Origin of the sequence: Paenibacillus sp. FSL R7-0216, from assembly GCF_037969915.1 — a bacterium.
GTDB lineage: Bacteria > Bacillota > Bacilli > Paenibacillales > Paenibacillaceae > Fontibacillus > Fontibacillus rhizolycopersici.
In genome coordinates, this window is record NZ_CP150222.1 from 1,677,576 (window position 1) to 1,693,843 (window position 16,268).

A 16,268-nucleotide genomic window follows, 5' to 3' on the forward strand; every position below is an offset into this window, starting at 1 on the left:
TTTGGAAACATTAAAGTTGGAAAAAAGCGGAGGCTCCCGTTAAGCCGAATCGAAGTTAGAAGGGTTTAAGAAGCCGGGATATGTGCTTCGGCCGCTGACCGAACGGATTCATGGGAGGAACGTTACTTTGAATATGCATGCATGATATTGCCGGGAGCCTTGCGTTAAAGCGAGGCTTCGGGCTTTTTTCTGCCCAAAAAGTGGTATAATTCGGAATTTTAAAGCGAACCCTAGTAAAAATTAGCCATAAAAGGGGTGTGAAAACATGAGATCGGGACCCTCCTTAAGAAATGTGGACAGCCATGCATTGATTCATGAAGCGGTGTTGGAAGAGGCCAAGGAACTCACGGAGCTGCTCGCGCGCTGTTTGAGCCGAGGTGAAACGGAGAAGGCGCTGGATATCGCCTGGATCGCCGTGGAGCATTGGGAATCGCGCACGCTTCAACACGCACAGAGCGAGGAAGAAGGGCTGTACGTCGAGGCGCTCGAACTGAAGCCGCAGCTGAAGGATGTCATCACCGCTTTAACCCGGGATCATCAACTGCTGCGGGAACTGGTGGCCGAAATTAGGGATTGCTTGGAGCGGGGAGAGGTCGGGGATCAAGTGGTCTACCGCTTTCAAGCGCTAATCCTGGTTGACCAGCTGCATAACCGGTATGAAGAAGACATGGTGGAAAAAGAAATGGAGGCGGTACGTCATGACGCATCTTCCGGCCCCGAAATTGGCGGATTTGCTGCCGGATAAACCGCTCCGCGCGGCTGAGCCGCGGCTTTACTCCCGTTTGACGGACGAGCTCGCGCGCTTGGGTTTGCACCCTTATGACGTCAAGGCGGGAGCGCAGCTCCATGAACGGGGCGTTGCCGTTCGCGTGCGCTACGGCGAGCGGTTTGAACGTCTGGAAAGCGGCGTGATTCCTTGGGATTGGATTGAGCACGATGACGAACGAATCAGGGGATTCCTGCGGGAAGCCGCCGAACGAGTCAAACAGGCATTGATCGCGGATTACTATAAAAGGAGTTGACGGAAGTTGGAGGAAGCACGCGAGCTTGAGTTAATCGTTAGACAGGACCGGGAAGATCTGCTTGCGGTGCTGCAGATGCGATTCGGAGTGCCGGAGGCCGATGTCGAGGCGAAGATCGCTTCCATCCATCAACCGGACGAGCTGCAGCGCTTGATCCTGGCCGCCTGCAATGCCCCCGTCTGGAGCGTGTTCGCAGAAGAGCTGCGCGCCGGAGAGGGCGCGTTCAAGCTGACCGGTGAGCGGTTTAATCCGGTTTCGCAAACGGCATTTGATCAGAAGGGAGATAGTTAAGTGGGCGATAAGCAGAACAAGCTGTTCGAGTCTTTGAAATATTTGCGGCGCGGGGAGCGCATCAATGACGGCTGGACCGAGGAAAGCCCCCGCGGCCGGGATTGGGAGAGCTTGTATCGCGGCCGGTGGCAGCATGACAAGGTCGTTCGCTCCACACATGGTGTCAACTGCACGGGCTCCTGCAGCTGGAACGTGTTCGTGAAGGATGGCATCATTACGTGGGAGACGCAGAAGACCGATTACCCAACGACGGGCGCGGACTTTCCGGAATACGAACCGCGGGGTTGCCCGCGGGGGGCCAGCTTCTCCTGGTACACTTACAGCCCACTGCGGGTGAAGTACCCGTACATCCGCGGGGATCTATACGAGATGTGGCGCGAGGAGATGGCGGCCGTTAAGGATCCGGTGATCGCCTGGAAGAATATCGTGGACGATCCGAAGAAACGCGCCCGCTATGTTAAGGCGCGGGGCAAGGGTGGTTTCGTTCGCGCGGATTGGGATGTCGCCTGCCAAATGATCGCGGCTGCAACCATTCATACGATCCGCCAGTACGGGCCTGACCGCGTGGTTGGCTTCAGCCCGATTCCGGCAATGTCGATGGTCAGCTATGCGGCAGGAACTCGGTTCCTCTCGCTGATCGGCGGAACGATACTGAGCTTCTATGACTGGTATGCCGATCTCCCGCCGGCTTCCCCGCAGGTGTGGGGGGATCAGACGGATGTGCCGGAGAGCGGAGATTGGTACAATACGAAATACTTTATTATTTGGGGCACTAACATCCCGCAGACCCGTTCCCCTGACGCTCATTTTATGGTGGAGGCCCGCTACAACGGGACCAAGGTCGTCGGCGTGAGTCCGGATTATTCGGAATACGAGAAATTTGCCGATATCTGGCTGCCGGCTAGAGTAGGCACGGACGCCGCGCTGGCCATGGCCATGACGCATGTCATTCTGAAGGAATTTTACGTCGATCAAGAGACCCTTTATTTCAAGGAGTATGTGAAAAAATTTACCGACCTTCCCTTCCTCGTCCTCTTGAAAGAGGGGAACGGAAGCTTCCGCTCGGATCGGTTCCTGCGCGCGGCGGATCTCGGCGACGACCAGGAGCTGGCCGATTGGAAGACGGTGCTCTGGGACGCCGCTACAGGGAAACCGGAAGTGCCAAATGGCAGCGAAGGCTTCCGCTGGGATCAAGACAGCCGATGGAATCTGGATCTGGACAAGCCGGACGGCACACGCATCGATCCGCAGCTGAGTTTTCTTGGGGGCGCGGATGAGGTTGCTCTGGTCGATTTTCCTTATTTCGCGGAACAAGAAGGGCAAACCGTGCAGCGAGGCGTGCCGGTCAAGCACCTGCAAACCCCGTCAGGCGAGACCCTGAAGGTGGCGACCGTATACGACCTAATGATGGCTCATGTCGGCGTTCCTCGGGGGCTGCCCGGCGACTATCCAACCGACTACGATGATAAGAAGCCGTATACGCCGGCCTGGCAAGAAGCGATTACCGGGGTGAAGAAATCGCATTGTATTCAGGTCGCGCGTGAGTTCGCCGACAATGCCGCCAAGACGGGGGGCCGTTCGATGATCGCGATGGGCGGGGGGACCAACCATTGGTACCATAGCGACCAAATCTACCGTGCCATCTTGAACCTGGTGTTATTAACCGGCGCGCAGGGGGTGAACGGCGGCGGCTGGGCTCACTATGTCGGCCAGGAAAAGGTGCGGCCGCTGGAAGGCTGGCAGCAAATCGCCTTTGCCGGCGACTGGATTCGTCCGCCTCGGCTGCAAAACGGCACGTCGTTTTTTTATTTCGCCACAGAGCAGTTCCGGTACGAAGCTCCGGTAAACGAAGAGCAGGTTACGCCATGGGGAGGCCGCTATAGCAAACAGCACCCGGCCGACGTCAATGCGATGGCCGCAAGGCTCGGCTGGCTGCCGTCGTTCCCGCAGTTCAGCCAGAACTCGCTGGAAGTGGCGAAGCAGTTGCGCGAGAAGGGCCTGACGGATGACCGGGAAGCCGTCCAGGAGGTTGCTCGAATGGTCAAGGACGGCGAGCTGGACTTTGCGATCGAGCATCCGAACGATCCACGTAACTTCCCGCACGTGTTCTTTAACTGGCGTTCCAATCTGCTGGGCGACAGCGGCAAGGGACATGAGTATTTCGCCAAGCATCTGATCGGTGCCGACAACCAGGTCTTAACCGACCCATCCCAGTCCTGGCGACCGAAGGACGTGCACACCGACGATATGCCGCCGGAGGGCAAGACCGATCTCTTCGTCAGCTTGGACTTCCGTATGACGAGCTCCGGACTGTTCTCGGACATCGTGTTGCCTGCGGCGACCTGGTACGAGAAGCATGATCTGAGCAGCACGGACATGCATCCGTTTATCCACCCGTTTAACCCGGCGATCTCTCCTCCATGGCAGAGTAAAAGCGATTGGGATGCTTTCCGTGAAATCGCCAAGACGTTCTCGGAGTTGGCCGAGAAGCATCTTCCCGCTTGTGAGGACGTCATGATGACGCCGCTCGGGCATGACAGCCCGGATGAAGTAGCTCAGGTGCACGGGAAGATCAAGGATTGGCGGAAAGGAGAAATTGAAGCGATTCCCGGCAAGAGCATGCCGCATTTCCTCATCGTCAAGCGCGACTACCCGAATGTCTATGGGAAGATGATCACGTTGGGTCCGAACATCGAGAAGGGGTATAGTTCCAAAGCGGTCAAGATCCCGGGTGAACGGGTGTATAAGCAGCTGAAGGAACGGTTGGGGATCTCCAAACGGGAGGGCATTGGCAAAGGCCAGCCGGATTTGTACGATGATCGCCAAGCGATCGAAGCCATCCTGTTAATGTCGGGGGCGACGAACGGAGAACGTGCGGTCGAAGGTTGGCGCGACATGGAGAAGAAGACGGGGAAGCAGCTTGCGGACATCGCCAAACCAAGGGAAGAGGAAGCTTTTACCTTGTTCGATATCACGGCCCAGCCGCGCCAAGCCATTTCTGCACCCGTTTGGAGCGGGCTCGAGAAGGACAACCGCCGGTATTCCCCGTTTACGTTGAACACTGAATACAACATTCCGTGGCGGACGTTAACCGGTCGGCAAAGCTTCTATCTCGATCATGAAATGATCCTTGATTTCGGGGAGGCACTGCCGTTGTATTTGCCGCCGCTAGAACATGTTCCTTTCCTCAAGGGGGAACGGGAGGTGCCGGGGAACGGGAAATCGCTGACGATCCGTTATTTGACCCCCCACCAGAAGTGGGGCATCCATACGATGTTTACTGATACGAACCAGATGTCAACGTTGTTCCGCGGCTGGCAGGTCGTATGGCTAAACGAGAAGGATGGAGCCTCGATCGGCATAAAGGACAACGACTGGATCGAGGTATATAACCGGAATGGGGTCGTGGCGGCGCGGGCGGTGCTGACGTACCGGATTCCCGAGGGAATCGCTTATATGTACCACGCCCAAGACCGTACGCTTGGCGTGCCCGGCACCTCAATCACCAAGCAGCGGGGCGGCACGCACAACAGCGTGACCCGTATTACGCTCAAGCCGACGCATATGATCGGCGGCTACGCGCAGCTCAGTTACGGCTTCAATTATTACGGGCCGACAGGAAATCAACGGGATACGATGACGATCATCCGTCCGCTGAAGGAGGTAAATTGGCTTGAGGATTAAAACACAGGTCGCGATGGTGATGAACCTCGACAAGTGCATCGGCTGCCATACCTGCTCGGTCACCTGTAAGAACACCTGGACCAACCGCCCCGGCACGGAGTATATGTGGTACAACAACGTGGAGACCCGGCCGGGACCGGGATATCCGAAGGAATGGGAAGATTCGCGCAAATACAAGGGCGGCTGGGTACTGCGCGGCGGCAAGCTGTCGCTGCGGGCCGGTGGGCCGATCGCGAAGCTGGCGAATATTTTTTACAATCCGGATATGGCCGATCTGGACAGCTTCTACGAGCCTTGGACGTACGATTACGACAGCCTGCTCCATAGCCCGAAACGCAAGAACTTGCCGGTCGGACGGCCGGTATCCATGATTACGGGCGAATACATGGACAAGCCGACATGGGGCCCCAACTGGGACGATGATCTGGCCGGGGGCAGCGAAATCGTCCCGATGGACCCTAACGTGAAGAAGCTGCAAGAGCACATCGCGTTAGAATACGAGAAGACGTTTATGATGTACCTCCCACGGATTTGCGAGCATTGTCTCAATCCGTCTTGCGTTGCCTCTTGTCCGTCCGGTGCTCTTTACAAGAGGGACGAGGACGGCATCGTGCTCGTCGACCAGGAAGCCTGCCGCGGCTGGCGGTTTTGCATGAACGGTTGCCCTTACCACAAGGTGTATTACAACTGGAACACGCATAAGGCGGAGAAGTGCAATTTCTGCTATCCGCGCACGGAGGCCGGACTCTCGACGATCTGCTCCGAGACGTGTGTCGGACGGATCCGTTACATCGGTGTTGTGATGTATGATGCGGACCGGGTCAAAGCCGCCGCAGCCGTGGAGGATCCGCAGGAGCTATATGAAGCGCAGTTGGGCGTATTCCTCGATCCTAACGATCCCGAAGTCATTAAGGAAGCGAGAAGAACGGGAATCACGGATGCGTGGATCGATGCCGCTCAGCGTTCACCTATTTATAAAATGGCGATGAAATGGAAGGTCGCGCTCCCGCTTCATCCCGAATACCGGACGCTGCCGATGGTTTGGTACGTGCCGCCGCTCAGCCCGATCATGAACCACATCGAGGAAGATGAGCTGCAGACGGACATGTATATCCCGGCGGTGGATCAAATGCGGATTCCGGTGGAATATTTGGCTTCCTTACTGACGGCGGGGGATACGAAAGTAGTTCGGAAGGTTTTGTTGAAAATGACGGCCATGCGCGTAATGATGCGCGATCGCGCCGTCGGAGGGTTGGACGAGCTGAGACGCAGCCGATTGCTGGAGGAAGCGGGAACAACCGTTGAGGAAATCGAGGAGATGGCCCGTTTGTTTGCCGTCGCCAAGCATAACGAACGGTTTGTCATTCCGACCGCGCGGCGGGAAATGATCGGGGAAGCCGGATTACATTATCGCCAAGGCGCTTGCAGCCTGGAGGGAATTACACCGGAGGATGGCTTTATGTCGCAGTATTTTGCCAAGGGGGAATAGATCGATATGGTGGAAGCCATGGAAGCAAAACGCATCGGATTGGCCGTCGCCGCCAAATTGCTTGGATACCCTGACGACGTTTATCCGGAGATCCTGAGGGAGACGGCTGAGGCGGTATCGGAAGTGGAGGATCTTACGTTGAGGAGCCGATTGGAAACGGCAATTCGGCCTTTGCAGTCCCTCCCCCTCCGGGAGCTGCGAGAGCAGTACGTCTGGACCTTTGATTGGAAGGAAAAAACCGGGCTTTATCTCACCGCGCACGAGCTTGGAGACAGCCGCGAACGGGGGGCTGCATTGATTCTGTTGCAGCACATTATCGGCGATGCCGGATTTGTGGCGGCGGCTGGCGAACTGGCCGATTATATGCCGCTGCTTTACGAGCTGCTGGCGATGCGCCCGGATCATGTCCACGTACGGGCGCTGGATCTGCGGCTGGCCGTGGCGACGAAGCGCGTTGCCGATCATCTCCCAGAGGACAGCCCTTACCGTGAGGTGTTCGCCTACCTGATGGAAGAGGTATTCGGCGAGCCCTCGGAAGAGGACATCCGCCGATTGGAAGCAAAGCGGGAGCAAGCCGACCTGGACGAACTTCCTTACCCGATCCTTTACGGAATGGATGGGACAGCCCGCACGGGGACGGATCCGACGCAATTCAAAATGTGCAACTGAATGAATGGAGGAAAACCGCAATGACCGGATTATTCTGGTGGGTAGTCTATCCCTACATCGCATTGACGGTGTTGATTCTCGGTTTGCTGTACCGGTTTGCCTTCCGGCAGGCGAGCTGGGCGGCTCCCTCGACGGAAATTTTCGAGAAAAAATGGCTGCGGGTCGGGTCGACGGTGTTTCATTACGGCATCGTCTTCGCTTTCGTTGGCCATGTGATGGGTGTGTTGATCCCGCGAAGCGTTTATCACGCCCTAGGCGTTCACGATGAAACGTATCATTTCTTCGCGATCGTCGGCGGCGGGCTGGCAGGCCTTATGGTGGTATTAGGGCTCGTCCTGCTATTGATTCGCAAAATCCTGAACCGGCGCGTTCGGGCCCATGCCGGCTTTGCCGATTACTTCGCCGTCGTCCTGCTGCTGATCGTCGCTGCCAACGGGACGTATATGACAATCGTTTACAATACGACCGTGGTGGCTTATGAATATCGTACGACGATCGGCCCTTGGTTCCGCAGCCTGCTTGCGTTCCATCCCGATTATCATCTGATGGATACGGTGCCGCTGTTGTTTCAGTTGCATGTGTTGACGGCCTTTCTGCTGTTCGCCTCGATCCCGTTCACGAAGCTGGTGCATATGTTCTCTCTGCCGGTACGCTATCCGGCACGCGCCCCGCAGCAGTACCGTTCGCGGGTGAGCTATAAGCGGCGATAAGGGTGTTGTTAGCCGTAAGCGCAAGAAAGGGAAGGCGAGGGGCGAATGTCCCTTGCCTTCCCTTTTCTCCTAGTGCGTTCGTTAGGCGAGCTTCTTCGTATATAAGATGCCGATCGTTTTGGCGCCGCAGTGGCTGGAAATGACGCAACCGGCATTAGATACCGCGACGAGTCGGGCGTTTGTTTTGGCCTCCAACGCTTCCTTCAGCATGATTGCGTCTTCGTCCGCCAAGGAATGGGTGACGAAGATAAGGTCGTTATCCATCTCGGGCAGGCGGCTAAGCGCGTTGTTTAGAAGCTGATCTAACGCTTTTTCGCGGCTTCCGCGGATCTTGTAAGCCGGGGTCATTTTTCCGTCCTCAACCTTAATGACGGGGCGTATTCTCAGCAGGCTGCCGACGATGTTTTGCATCCCGGAGCAGCGTCCGCCTTTATAGAGATAGTCCAGCGAATCGATAACAAATTCGGTCTCGACCTGCGAACGTACGGTGGTCAGCAAGCGAACGATTTCTTCCACACTCTTTCCCTCCGACGCAGCCCCGACGGCTTTCATGACCTGAAGACCGATGCCAGTCGATAAGTTCAGGGAATCAAACACGGTAACCGTACCTTCGGTAAACTCCTCTGCGGCGATCAGCGCGTTCTGGTAAGTCGAGGATAGTTCCGAAGACAAGCTGATATATAGGATTCTCTGGCCTTCCTGGGCAAAAGGCGTAAACGCCTGTATAAAGTCCGCAGGGGAAGGTGCTGCCGTCTTCGGCAGCTTGCCCGTTTCGTCGACTTTCCGGTACAGCTCAGGCACCGTCAAATCGACGCCATCCTTATAAGTCTGTTCCGAGAACGTGACGTACAGCGGCACGATGCCGATGTCGTACTGCGTAATCCAATCCGCGGGGAGATCGCAGGTACTGTCCGCAAAAATTTTGATGGAACCCATATGAATCCTCCTAAAAGTTCATTGGTTATCTATGGGACTTAGGAAGCCGGTTGTTTTCTTGTATACATGATTGCGACCGTGTGCGGTCCGCAGTGGCTCGATATGACGCAACCAGCTTCCGCAATGGCGACTTTGCGCGCACCGGTCTGTTCCCGCAGGATGACGGCCAGCCGCTGCGCTTCTTCCTCGGCAAGGGTATGAGCGACCAGGATTAAATCCTGATCCATTTTATCCTTATCGGCCAGGGCGTTGTCGAGCATTTGCTGCACGGCTTTCTCCTTGCGGCCCCGGACCTTGTAAGCCGGGATGATGTTTCCGTCCACAAGCTTCAGCACCGGCCGGATTTGCAGCAGACTGCCGATGAAATTTTGCATCCCGGAGCAGCGTCCGCCTTTATACAAATATTCCAGCGTATCGATAACGAATTGGGTCTCCACCTGAGGGCGCATCGCGGCGATTTGTCCGGCGATTTCCGCGGCTTCAAAGCCCTTCTCGGCAAGCTGCACGGCCTTCATAACGAGCAATCCAATACCGCTGCATAGGGTAAGGGAATCAACGACATGGATCCGGCCCTCGGGAAATTCCGCGGCAGCGATTTGCGCGTTCTGGTAAGTGGACGAGAGCTTGGAGGACAAGCTGATATACACGATGTCCCGTCCTTGATCGATATAAGGGCCAAAGGCATCCATAAAGTCTTTCGGGGACGGAGCCGTTGTCTTAGGCAGATTTCCCTCGGCCTCCACCCGGCGATAGATATCGGGCGGGGTAATGTCGATGCCGTCCCGAAAAGTCTCATCACCGAATACGACGCAAAGCGGGACCAGTCCGATCTCATGCCGTTCGGCCCAACCGGCTGGAAGGTCCGAGGTACTATCCGCGAAAATTTTCACATTAGACATAAGCAGTCTCCTTGGTTAGTTGATACGAATTCTTAGTAGATGAAAAAAGCAACTTCTCACTATTCTAACAAAAAGAACGAGACTAGGAAAAGCCCCAAGTCCGCGTCACCGTACCCGCGAGGCTTGGGGCTTGAAACGGCGGCATCAAGCCGCCATTATTACGGGGCGGTAAGGCTGCCCAAAACGAACAACATGATGAGCATCAACAAAGATAACGCTGAGAAAATCGTGCCTAAAATCGCAAACACTTTACGTCGGTTTTTGACCGCTAGGCCGATAATGCCCAAAATCAGTGCGATCAGGTCCAGCAAACCGGATACGAGAAACAGTAAAATGCCGAGCAAAGCGCCGGTTCGCTGCAGCAGGTCTTCAGCGATCACGTTTGCTGGCTGGTCCATGATCTCTAGTACCGTGGACGTAATCAGCGCTAGCGATACGATATAGCCGATTACGGCAAGTAAGCTGAGTACGAATGAAGCGATGCCTGGTCCGGAGAACTTCATCCGATAGGCGGGCTCAAAAGGCGCATTGTAAGAGGATACGGGTTCTTGCTCTGATTGGCGATAATCCATTTGAAAACTCCTTTAATACGGTAATGTAAACCTATTCAAGAACATCTTTAAATATCCTTCCGAAAATTGCAAGGACATTTTTGGGGAGGAGGGATTGCAGTGGAAAATAGACGAAGCTCTGCGGTATGATGGACATGAAAACGGTGGACATACTCAGAGAGGGGCGAAATGCGATCGTGCAGCGAAAATATGCGGGAATCGGTGCCATTGTCATGCTTCTAGCCGTGGCGTTTGGAGCTTTCGGCGCTCATATCCTGAAGGAACGGATCGGCGAGTCGGCCATAGGGACTTTCGAGACCGGGGTTCATTACCAGATGATCCATGGCATTGCGATGCTTGTGGCCGCTTTGTTTTCCGGAAAATGGGGAGAATCCCGGCGCCTGTTGTGGAGCGGAAGATTGTTTCTGATCGGTGTGATTCTATTTTCGGGCAGTTTATACGGGCTATCCACATTGGACTTCCGATGGCTTGGTCCGGTGACGCCGCTTGGCGGCGTAGCTTTTCTGGGAGGTTGGTTGCTGCTCGCACTTGAGGCCTGGAAGGGTACTTCTCGGGCGGGGGCTTAAAAAACCCGCCTGATTTGAGTATCGAATCAAAAGGGCTGGCGAATCCTGCTTGGCAGGAAACGTCAGCCCTTTGACATGATCCAGTGAACCGTTTAAGTATCCAGAAAGTCGATGACTTCGCTCAGTTTTAACGTATAGACCTGCTTCTCGTCGACGTGGTATACGTTTAGAGCGTAGGTTTCCGGAAGGAAATTCAGAATTCGGCAGGGAATGCTCGTTCGCTTCCCGTTTCGGTTGACATACAGCCGGACCAACTTGTTCCCGGTGATGTAGCCTTGAATCCAAGCCTGGAATTCCTCGCTGGCCGCAATATCTTTGAAGTTTCCTGAAGCCGGGGCAGCCGGTTCGTTTTTCTTCTTCTCGGCCGCAGCCGGAGGCTGTGGCGTCTGTTTGGCGCTATTCTTGGTTGAGGCGACTCTGGCTTTATCAATACGGGACTGCTTGCGGGAAGCTAAGGTCGATTCAATGATTTGTCCCAACTCTATTCCGGAATTAATGCGGAAATCTATGATGTCTGAGCTGCCGTTTAGCAGCTTCAGCAGCGCTTGCAATGCCAACGGGTTCGTCGTGCCCTTGATCAGAATTTCGACGTTGAACAAGTAACCCAATTCTTCCTCATGATGTTGACCAGTGTGATTGTCCATAATTCCCCCAAATATTGCGTGTTATCCTTTTATGTTGAAAATACCCAAATAATCATAGCACCACTAATACAACAATCATAGTCCAAATTCATGAAAAAAACACTGAGCATTGCTGGAAACCGAAAGAAAGCGTTTGCCGCAGCAAACAAGCGGAACGTAAACTGGATGTCCACCATCTTTCTGTTTCGCTTAACTTGAATTCGGGTAAGATAATGACATCTTATTCTATATAGAAAGCAGGGGATGAGGATGGCCAATTCGGAAACGAAATCTACAGGAAAAACGAAGAAATCGAGCCTGGAGCAACTGTTGAACGAACAGGTCGCCAACTTGAATGTGCTTTATGTGAAATTGCACAACTATCATTGGTATGTGAAAGGGAGCGATTTTTTTCGACTGCATGCCAAATTTGAAGAATTATATAATGAAGTTTCTGAGCAAATGGATGCCGTCGCTGAACGGATGCTGACGCTAAAATGGAACCCGGCAGCAACGCTGAAGGAGTACTTGGAACTTGCCACCATCCAGGAGGCGGGCGGTAAGGAGGAGCCGCAGGCAATGGTGCAGCACGTGCTTGAGGATTTAGCAACCTTGACCGAGGCGTACAACGAAGGGATTGCGCTGGCTGACAAGGCCGAGGATCATGCCACCAGCGATCTGTTGACCGGCTACGTTGGCAGTCTTGAGAAGCAGATGTGGATGCTCCGGGCCTATTTGGGTTAACCCTGCTTTGTTACAAGTTCATACAAGTGAGGCATTTCCACAAGGGCTTGGCCGTAAGCAAGGGCCGGGTCCTTTTACTTTGGGTAACAATGGGAATTTCGACTTGTCTGTGACAAAGAGTATAGCATACGGGTTTATATCCGCTGGCATACGTTGCTTATGCCAATAAAGTAGGTTAGAATGGAAATGAGAATCAATGAGAATCACTTAGAATCATTCTAATGTGATAATTGTTATGATATAATGGCAACAACAAGGGCGGCGTCCCTGAGCAAATAACGTTAATATTTGTGGATGGAAGGAGCAGTTACATGGCAACGCATTTTGTAGTTGAGGGACTTAAGGCGACAATCGAGGAGAAGGAGATCCTGAAAGGGATCAATCTTGAGATAAAAGGCGGGGAAATCCACGCTATCATGGGACCTAACGGGACCGGGAAAAGTACGCTGGCATCTGCGCTAATGGGCCATCCGAAGTTTGAAGTGACGGACGGTAAAGTGACGCTGAACGGTGAAGACGTGTTGGAGATGGCCGTTGACGAGCGCGCACGCGCAGGTCTATTCCTGGCGATGCAATATCCTAGTGAAATCGCAGGCGTGACGAACTCGGACTTCTTGCGTAGTGCAATTAATGCCCGCCGCGACGAAGGGAACGAGATTTCCCTGATTAAATTCATTCGCCAAATGGAAGGCCAAATGAAAGTGCTGGAGATGAATCCAGAGTTTGCGCACCGTTATTTGAATGAAGGTTTCTCCGGCGGCGAGAAGAAACGGAATGAGATTTTGCAAATGCTGCTGCTGGATCCGAAGATCGTTGTTTTGGATGAAATCGACTCTGGTCTCGACATCGACGCCTTGCGGATCGTAGCCAATGGGGTGAACTCCATGCGCAGCGAAGACCGTGGTTTCCTGATTATTACCCACTACCAACGCTTGTTAAACTATATCAAACCGGACTTCGTTCACGTCATGATGCAAGGTCGCATCGTGAAATCCGGCGGTCCTGAGCTAGCCGAACGCCTGGAGGCCGAAGGTTATGATTGGGTCAAGGAAGAGCTGGGCATTGTGGACGAAACGGTTGGTCAAGAAGCCTAATCGGAAGGAGGAGTAGAGAATGACGACACAAACCGTACTTCCGGTAGAAGCGGAGCAATTGAAACAACTTTCCGCGAAGCGCGGCGAACCGGCCTGGCTGACGGACAGCCGGTCGAAGGCGCTGCAGCTGGCGACGGAACTGGAACTGCCTAAATTGGAGAAGACGCGGATTGACCGCTGGGATTTAACGAATTTTGGAAAGCTTGATCAGACCCACGACACAAATCCGCAGCAGCTTCCCAACAGCATTCAATCGCTAGTCGATTTGACGGAGCAGAGCAATTTGCTTGTTCAGCGTAATGCAGATACGGTATTTACTCGTCTGGCACCGGAATTGGCTAGCCAAGGGGTCATCTTCACGGATTTGGAAACGGCAGTACGTGAGCATGGCGACCTCGTAAAGGCGCACCTTCACAGTGTCGTAAAGCCGGACGAAAACCGTTTGTCCGCTTTGCATGCAGCATTGTGGAACGGCGGCGTATTCCTATATATTCCGAAGAACGTGGTGATTGATACGCCGCTGCAGAGCATTTTCCTGTTGGACAATGCGGGAGCTGCGTTTGCGCCGCACGTATTGATCGTAGCGGATACGAACAGCCGAGTGACCTACGTGGATAACTATATTTCTGTGGACTTGAATGGAAACATTGTGCATAACGGTGCGGCCGAAGTGGTGGTAAAACCGGGTGCCAAGGTTCAATTTGCCACGGTTCACCATTTGGGCGAGCAAGCGACAGATATGACGTACCGCCGCGCCATAGTCGAAAACGACGGAAGCATCGAATGGATTATCGGAGAAATGAACAGCGGCGATTCAGCGAGCGAAACGCTGTCCATCTTGAAAGGGAACGGTTCGACCTCTGATGCTAAGGTGATCGCCGTCGGTTCGGGGAAACAACGGTTGAACTACACGACGAAGGCAGTCCATTACGGCAAGAGCTCGACCAGCCAAATGATCACCCGTGCAGTCATTCGGGAAGAGGCGACCGCTATCATCAACGGCATTACAAAGATTGAGAAAGGCGCCACTAAAGCGGATGGTCAGCAAACCGAGAAAGTGCTGATGCTAAGCCCGAAAGCGCGTGGAGACGCGAACCCGATTCTGCTGATTGACGAGGATGACGTCACGGCAGGACATGCGGCTTCCGTAGGGCAAGTCAATCCGGAGCAAATCTATTATTTGATGTCCCGTGGGATTTCCCGTGCAGATGCGGAGCGTCTAGTCATCTATGGCTTCCTCGCTCCTGTCGTATCGGATATTCCGTTGGAACAGCTGCAGAAGCAACTGCAGGGCCTGGTGGAAAGGAAGTTGGGACAATGAGCATTCACGCCGAAGAGCTCAAGAAACAATTCCCGATTTTGCAGCAGGAAGTCAACGGGCATCCGCTCGTATATCTCGACAGTGCGGCTTCTTCACAGAAGCCGGCTGTCGTAATTGAAGCAATCAAGCATTATTACGAATGGGATAATGCGAATGTGCATCGCGGCGTTCACACGCTGGGCAGCCGGGCGACCGATGCTTACGAGAACGCACGCGAGAAGGTAGCTCGATTCATCGGTGCAGCGCGCCGGGAAGAGATCATCTTTACCCGCGGTACCACTACGGCGTTGAATCTGGTCGCTTCCTCTTACGGGGCGGCAGCTGTCGGTGAAGGGGACGAAATCGTCATTACTCCGATGGAGCATCATAGTAATCTCATTCCATGGCAACAGCTAGCATTAAAGAAGAAAGCAGTATTGAAATACATTCCGCTGCAACCGGACGGTCATATCGATCTGGCGGATGCGGAGAAGACGATCACCGCGAAGACGAAGATTGTGGCAACGGCCTACGTTTCCAACGTTCTTGGCGTCGTGAATCCGATCAAGGAGCTCGCGGCCATCGCTCATCGGCATGGGGCAGTTATGGTCGTCGACGGCGCCCAAAGCACCCCGCACATGAAGGTCAACGTACAGGATCTGGACGCGGATTTTTATGCCTATTCCGGCCACAAGATGTGCGCGCCTACTGGAATTGGGGTACTATATGGGAAGAAGCAACTGCTGGAATCCATGGAGCCGATTGAATACGGCGGGGAAATGATCGACGATGTTGGGCTGTATGAATCAAGCTGGAAGGAGCTTCCGTGGAAATTCGAAGGTGGGACGCCTATCATCGCTGGCGCAGTTGGGCTGGCGGCGGCCATTGATTTCCTGGAAGGTATCGGGCTTGAGGAAATTCACCGGCATGAGGCTAAACTCGCCGGTTATGCGATGAACCGCCTGTCTGAAATTGAAGGGCTGACTCTATACGGACCGCGTGAGCGCGAAGTGGGCTTGATTACCTTCAATCTGCAGGATATTCATCCGCATGACGTTGCAACCGTGCTTGATGCTTCCGGCATCGCCATCCGGGCGGGCCATCACTGCTGCCAGCCGCTTATGCGCTGGCTTGAAGCGAGCGCAACGGCCAGAGCCAGCCTGTATTTGTACAATACGGAACAGGATATCGACCGACTGGCGGAAGCTTTAATCCAAACAAAGGAGTATTTTGGGTGATGCAACTGGACGATCTGTACCGCCGAGTCATAATGGATCATTATAAGAACCCGCGCAACCGCGGGAAGTTTGAGGAAGGCGCGCTGACGGTGGATTTGAACAATCCGACTTGCGGCGACCGTATTTCCTTGCAGCTCATTGTGGAAGATAACGTCGTCAAGGACGCCCGTTTTACTGGGGAAGGCTGCTCCATCAGCATGTCGTCGGCTTCGATGATGACGGAAGCCGTCAAGGGCCGGACTTTCGATGAAGCGATGGACCTGGCCGGACGGTTCTCCCGGTTGATGATTGGCGAGTCGGTGGACTTTGACGATTATGAAGATCTTGAGGCCTTATCTGGCGTTAATAAATTTCCTGCCCGCATCAAATGCGCTACGTTAGCTTGGAACGCGCTGAAAAAAGGAATCCAAGCGGATAACTAATCCCCTAAG

At 54.1% G+C, this 16,268-nt stretch carries 17 protein-coding genes; 13 read left to right on the plus strand and 4 right to left on the minus strand.

Annotated features, from left to right (window positions below; translation table 11 throughout):
- Positions 1-265 precede the first annotated feature (265 nt).
- From MKZ15_RS07330 to narI, 7 genes are read left to right on the plus strand one after another with little or no spacing between them, the layout of a single operon-like run.
- On the plus strand, positions 266-745 hold the full coding sequence (locus tag MKZ15_RS07330; protein WP_339820983.1) for a hemerythrin domain-containing protein: 480 nt from the start codon (positions 266-268) through the stop codon (positions 743-745).
- Entirely contained in the window at positions 699-1,022 is a 324-nt protein-coding gene (locus tag MKZ15_RS07335; RefSeq protein ID WP_339820985.1) for a hypothetical protein, read from the plus strand. Before MKZ15_RS07330 ends, MKZ15_RS07335 begins: the two co-directional genes overlap by 47 nt.
- Positions 1,023-1,028: 6 nt before the next feature.
- Positions 1,029-1,313 (plus strand): hypothetical protein, encoded by a 285-nt coding sequence (locus MKZ15_RS07340; RefSeq protein ID WP_155607107.1) that lies wholly within the window; start codon positions 1,029-1,031, stop codon positions 1,311-1,313.
- Positions 1,314-4,997, plus strand: coding sequence for a nitrate reductase subunit alpha (locus MKZ15_RS07345; protein ID WP_339820988.1), 3,684 nt, complete (start codon positions 1,314-1,316; stop codon positions 4,995-4,997).
- Positions 4,987-6,486 (plus strand): nitrate reductase subunit beta, encoded by a 1,500-nt coding sequence (gene narH / locus MKZ15_RS07350; protein WP_339820990.1) that lies wholly within the window; start codon positions 4,987-4,989, stop codon positions 6,484-6,486. The genes MKZ15_RS07345 and narH overlap by 11 nt, the downstream gene beginning before the upstream one ends.
- 6 nt (positions 6,487-6,492) lie before the next feature.
- Positions 6,493-7,155, plus strand: a complete 663-nt coding sequence (gene narJ / locus MKZ15_RS07355; RefSeq protein ID WP_339820991.1) for a nitrate reductase molybdenum cofactor assembly chaperone — start codon at positions 6,493-6,495, stop codon at positions 7,153-7,155.
- Between the two features lie 20 nt (positions 7,156-7,175).
- Entirely contained in the window at positions 7,176-7,865 is a 690-nt protein-coding gene (gene narI / locus MKZ15_RS07360; protein WP_155607109.1) for a respiratory nitrate reductase subunit gamma, read from the plus strand.
- A gap of 81 nt (positions 7,866-7,946) precedes the next feature.
- Here the strand turns inward: narI and MKZ15_RS07365 are convergent, their stop codons facing one another.
- The 3 genes from MKZ15_RS07365 to MKZ15_RS07375 form a co-directional block, all read right to left on the minus strand.
- Positions 7,947-8,801 carry a DegV family protein gene (locus MKZ15_RS07365; RefSeq protein ID WP_339820994.1) on the minus strand — a complete coding sequence of 285 codons (855 nt, stop codon included), beginning with the start codon at positions 8,799-8,801 and terminating at the stop codon, positions 7,947-7,949.
- Between the two features lie 38 nt (positions 8,802-8,839).
- Positions 8,840-9,700, minus strand: a complete 861-nt coding sequence (locus MKZ15_RS07370) for a DegV family protein (RefSeq protein WP_339820996.1) — start codon at positions 9,698-9,700, stop codon at positions 8,840-8,842.
- Between the two features lie 158 nt (positions 9,701-9,858).
- Complete coding sequence (locus tag MKZ15_RS07375) at positions 9,859-10,272, minus strand: hypothetical protein (protein ID WP_155607112.1); 414 nt, start codon at positions 10,270-10,272, stop codon at positions 9,859-9,861.
- A 128-nt stretch (positions 10,273-10,400) separates the two neighbouring features.
- On the opposite strand from MKZ15_RS07375, the gene MKZ15_RS07380 reads away from it, so the two are divergent.
- The gene (locus MKZ15_RS07380) at positions 10,401-10,838 is read left to right on the plus strand and encodes a DUF423 domain-containing protein (RefSeq protein ID WP_239484060.1); all 438 of its coding nucleotides are present in this window, start codon (positions 10,401-10,403) and stop codon (positions 10,836-10,838) included.
- Between the two features lie 92 nt (positions 10,839-10,930).
- Here MKZ15_RS07380 and MKZ15_RS07385 read toward each other — a convergent pair whose 3' ends face one another.
- Positions 10,931-11,482, minus strand: a complete 552-nt coding sequence (locus MKZ15_RS07385; protein WP_155607113.1) for a hypothetical protein — start codon at positions 11,480-11,482, stop codon at positions 10,931-10,933.
- A gap of 249 nt (positions 11,483-11,731) precedes the next feature.
- Between MKZ15_RS07385 and MKZ15_RS07390 the strand changes: the two genes are divergently transcribed.
- The 5 genes from MKZ15_RS07390 to sufU all read left to right on the plus strand — a co-directional run bounded on the left by MKZ15_RS07390 (position 11,732) and on the right by sufU (position 16,259).
- Complete coding sequence (locus tag MKZ15_RS07390) at positions 11,732-12,205, plus strand: DNA starvation/stationary phase protection protein (protein WP_213621990.1); 474 nt, start codon at positions 11,732-11,734, stop codon at positions 12,203-12,205.
- A 311-nt stretch (positions 12,206-12,516) separates the two neighbouring features.
- Positions 12,517-13,299: a Fe-S cluster assembly ATPase SufC gene (gene sufC / locus MKZ15_RS07395; RefSeq protein WP_213621989.1), complete on the plus strand. Its 783-nt coding sequence runs from the start codon at positions 12,517-12,519 to the stop codon at positions 13,297-13,299.
- Positions 13,300-13,318: 19 nt separating this feature from the next.
- Positions 13,319-14,620, plus strand: coding sequence for a Fe-S cluster assembly protein SufD (gene sufD / locus MKZ15_RS07400; protein WP_339821000.1), 1,302 nt, complete (start codon positions 13,319-13,321; stop codon positions 14,618-14,620).
- A gap of 2 nt (positions 14,621-14,622) precedes the next feature.
- On the plus strand, positions 14,623-15,837 hold the full coding sequence (locus MKZ15_RS07405; RefSeq protein ID WP_339822338.1) for a cysteine desulfurase: 1,215 nt from the start codon (positions 14,623-14,625) through the stop codon (positions 15,835-15,837).
- The gene (sufU, locus tag MKZ15_RS07410) at positions 15,837-16,259 is read left to right on the plus strand and encodes a Fe-S cluster assembly sulfur transfer protein SufU (RefSeq protein ID WP_155607189.1); all 423 of its coding nucleotides are present in this window, start codon (positions 15,837-15,839) and stop codon (positions 16,257-16,259) included. The genes MKZ15_RS07405 and sufU overlap by 1 nt, the downstream gene beginning before the upstream one ends.
- Positions 16,260-16,268: the final 9 nt, after the last annotated feature.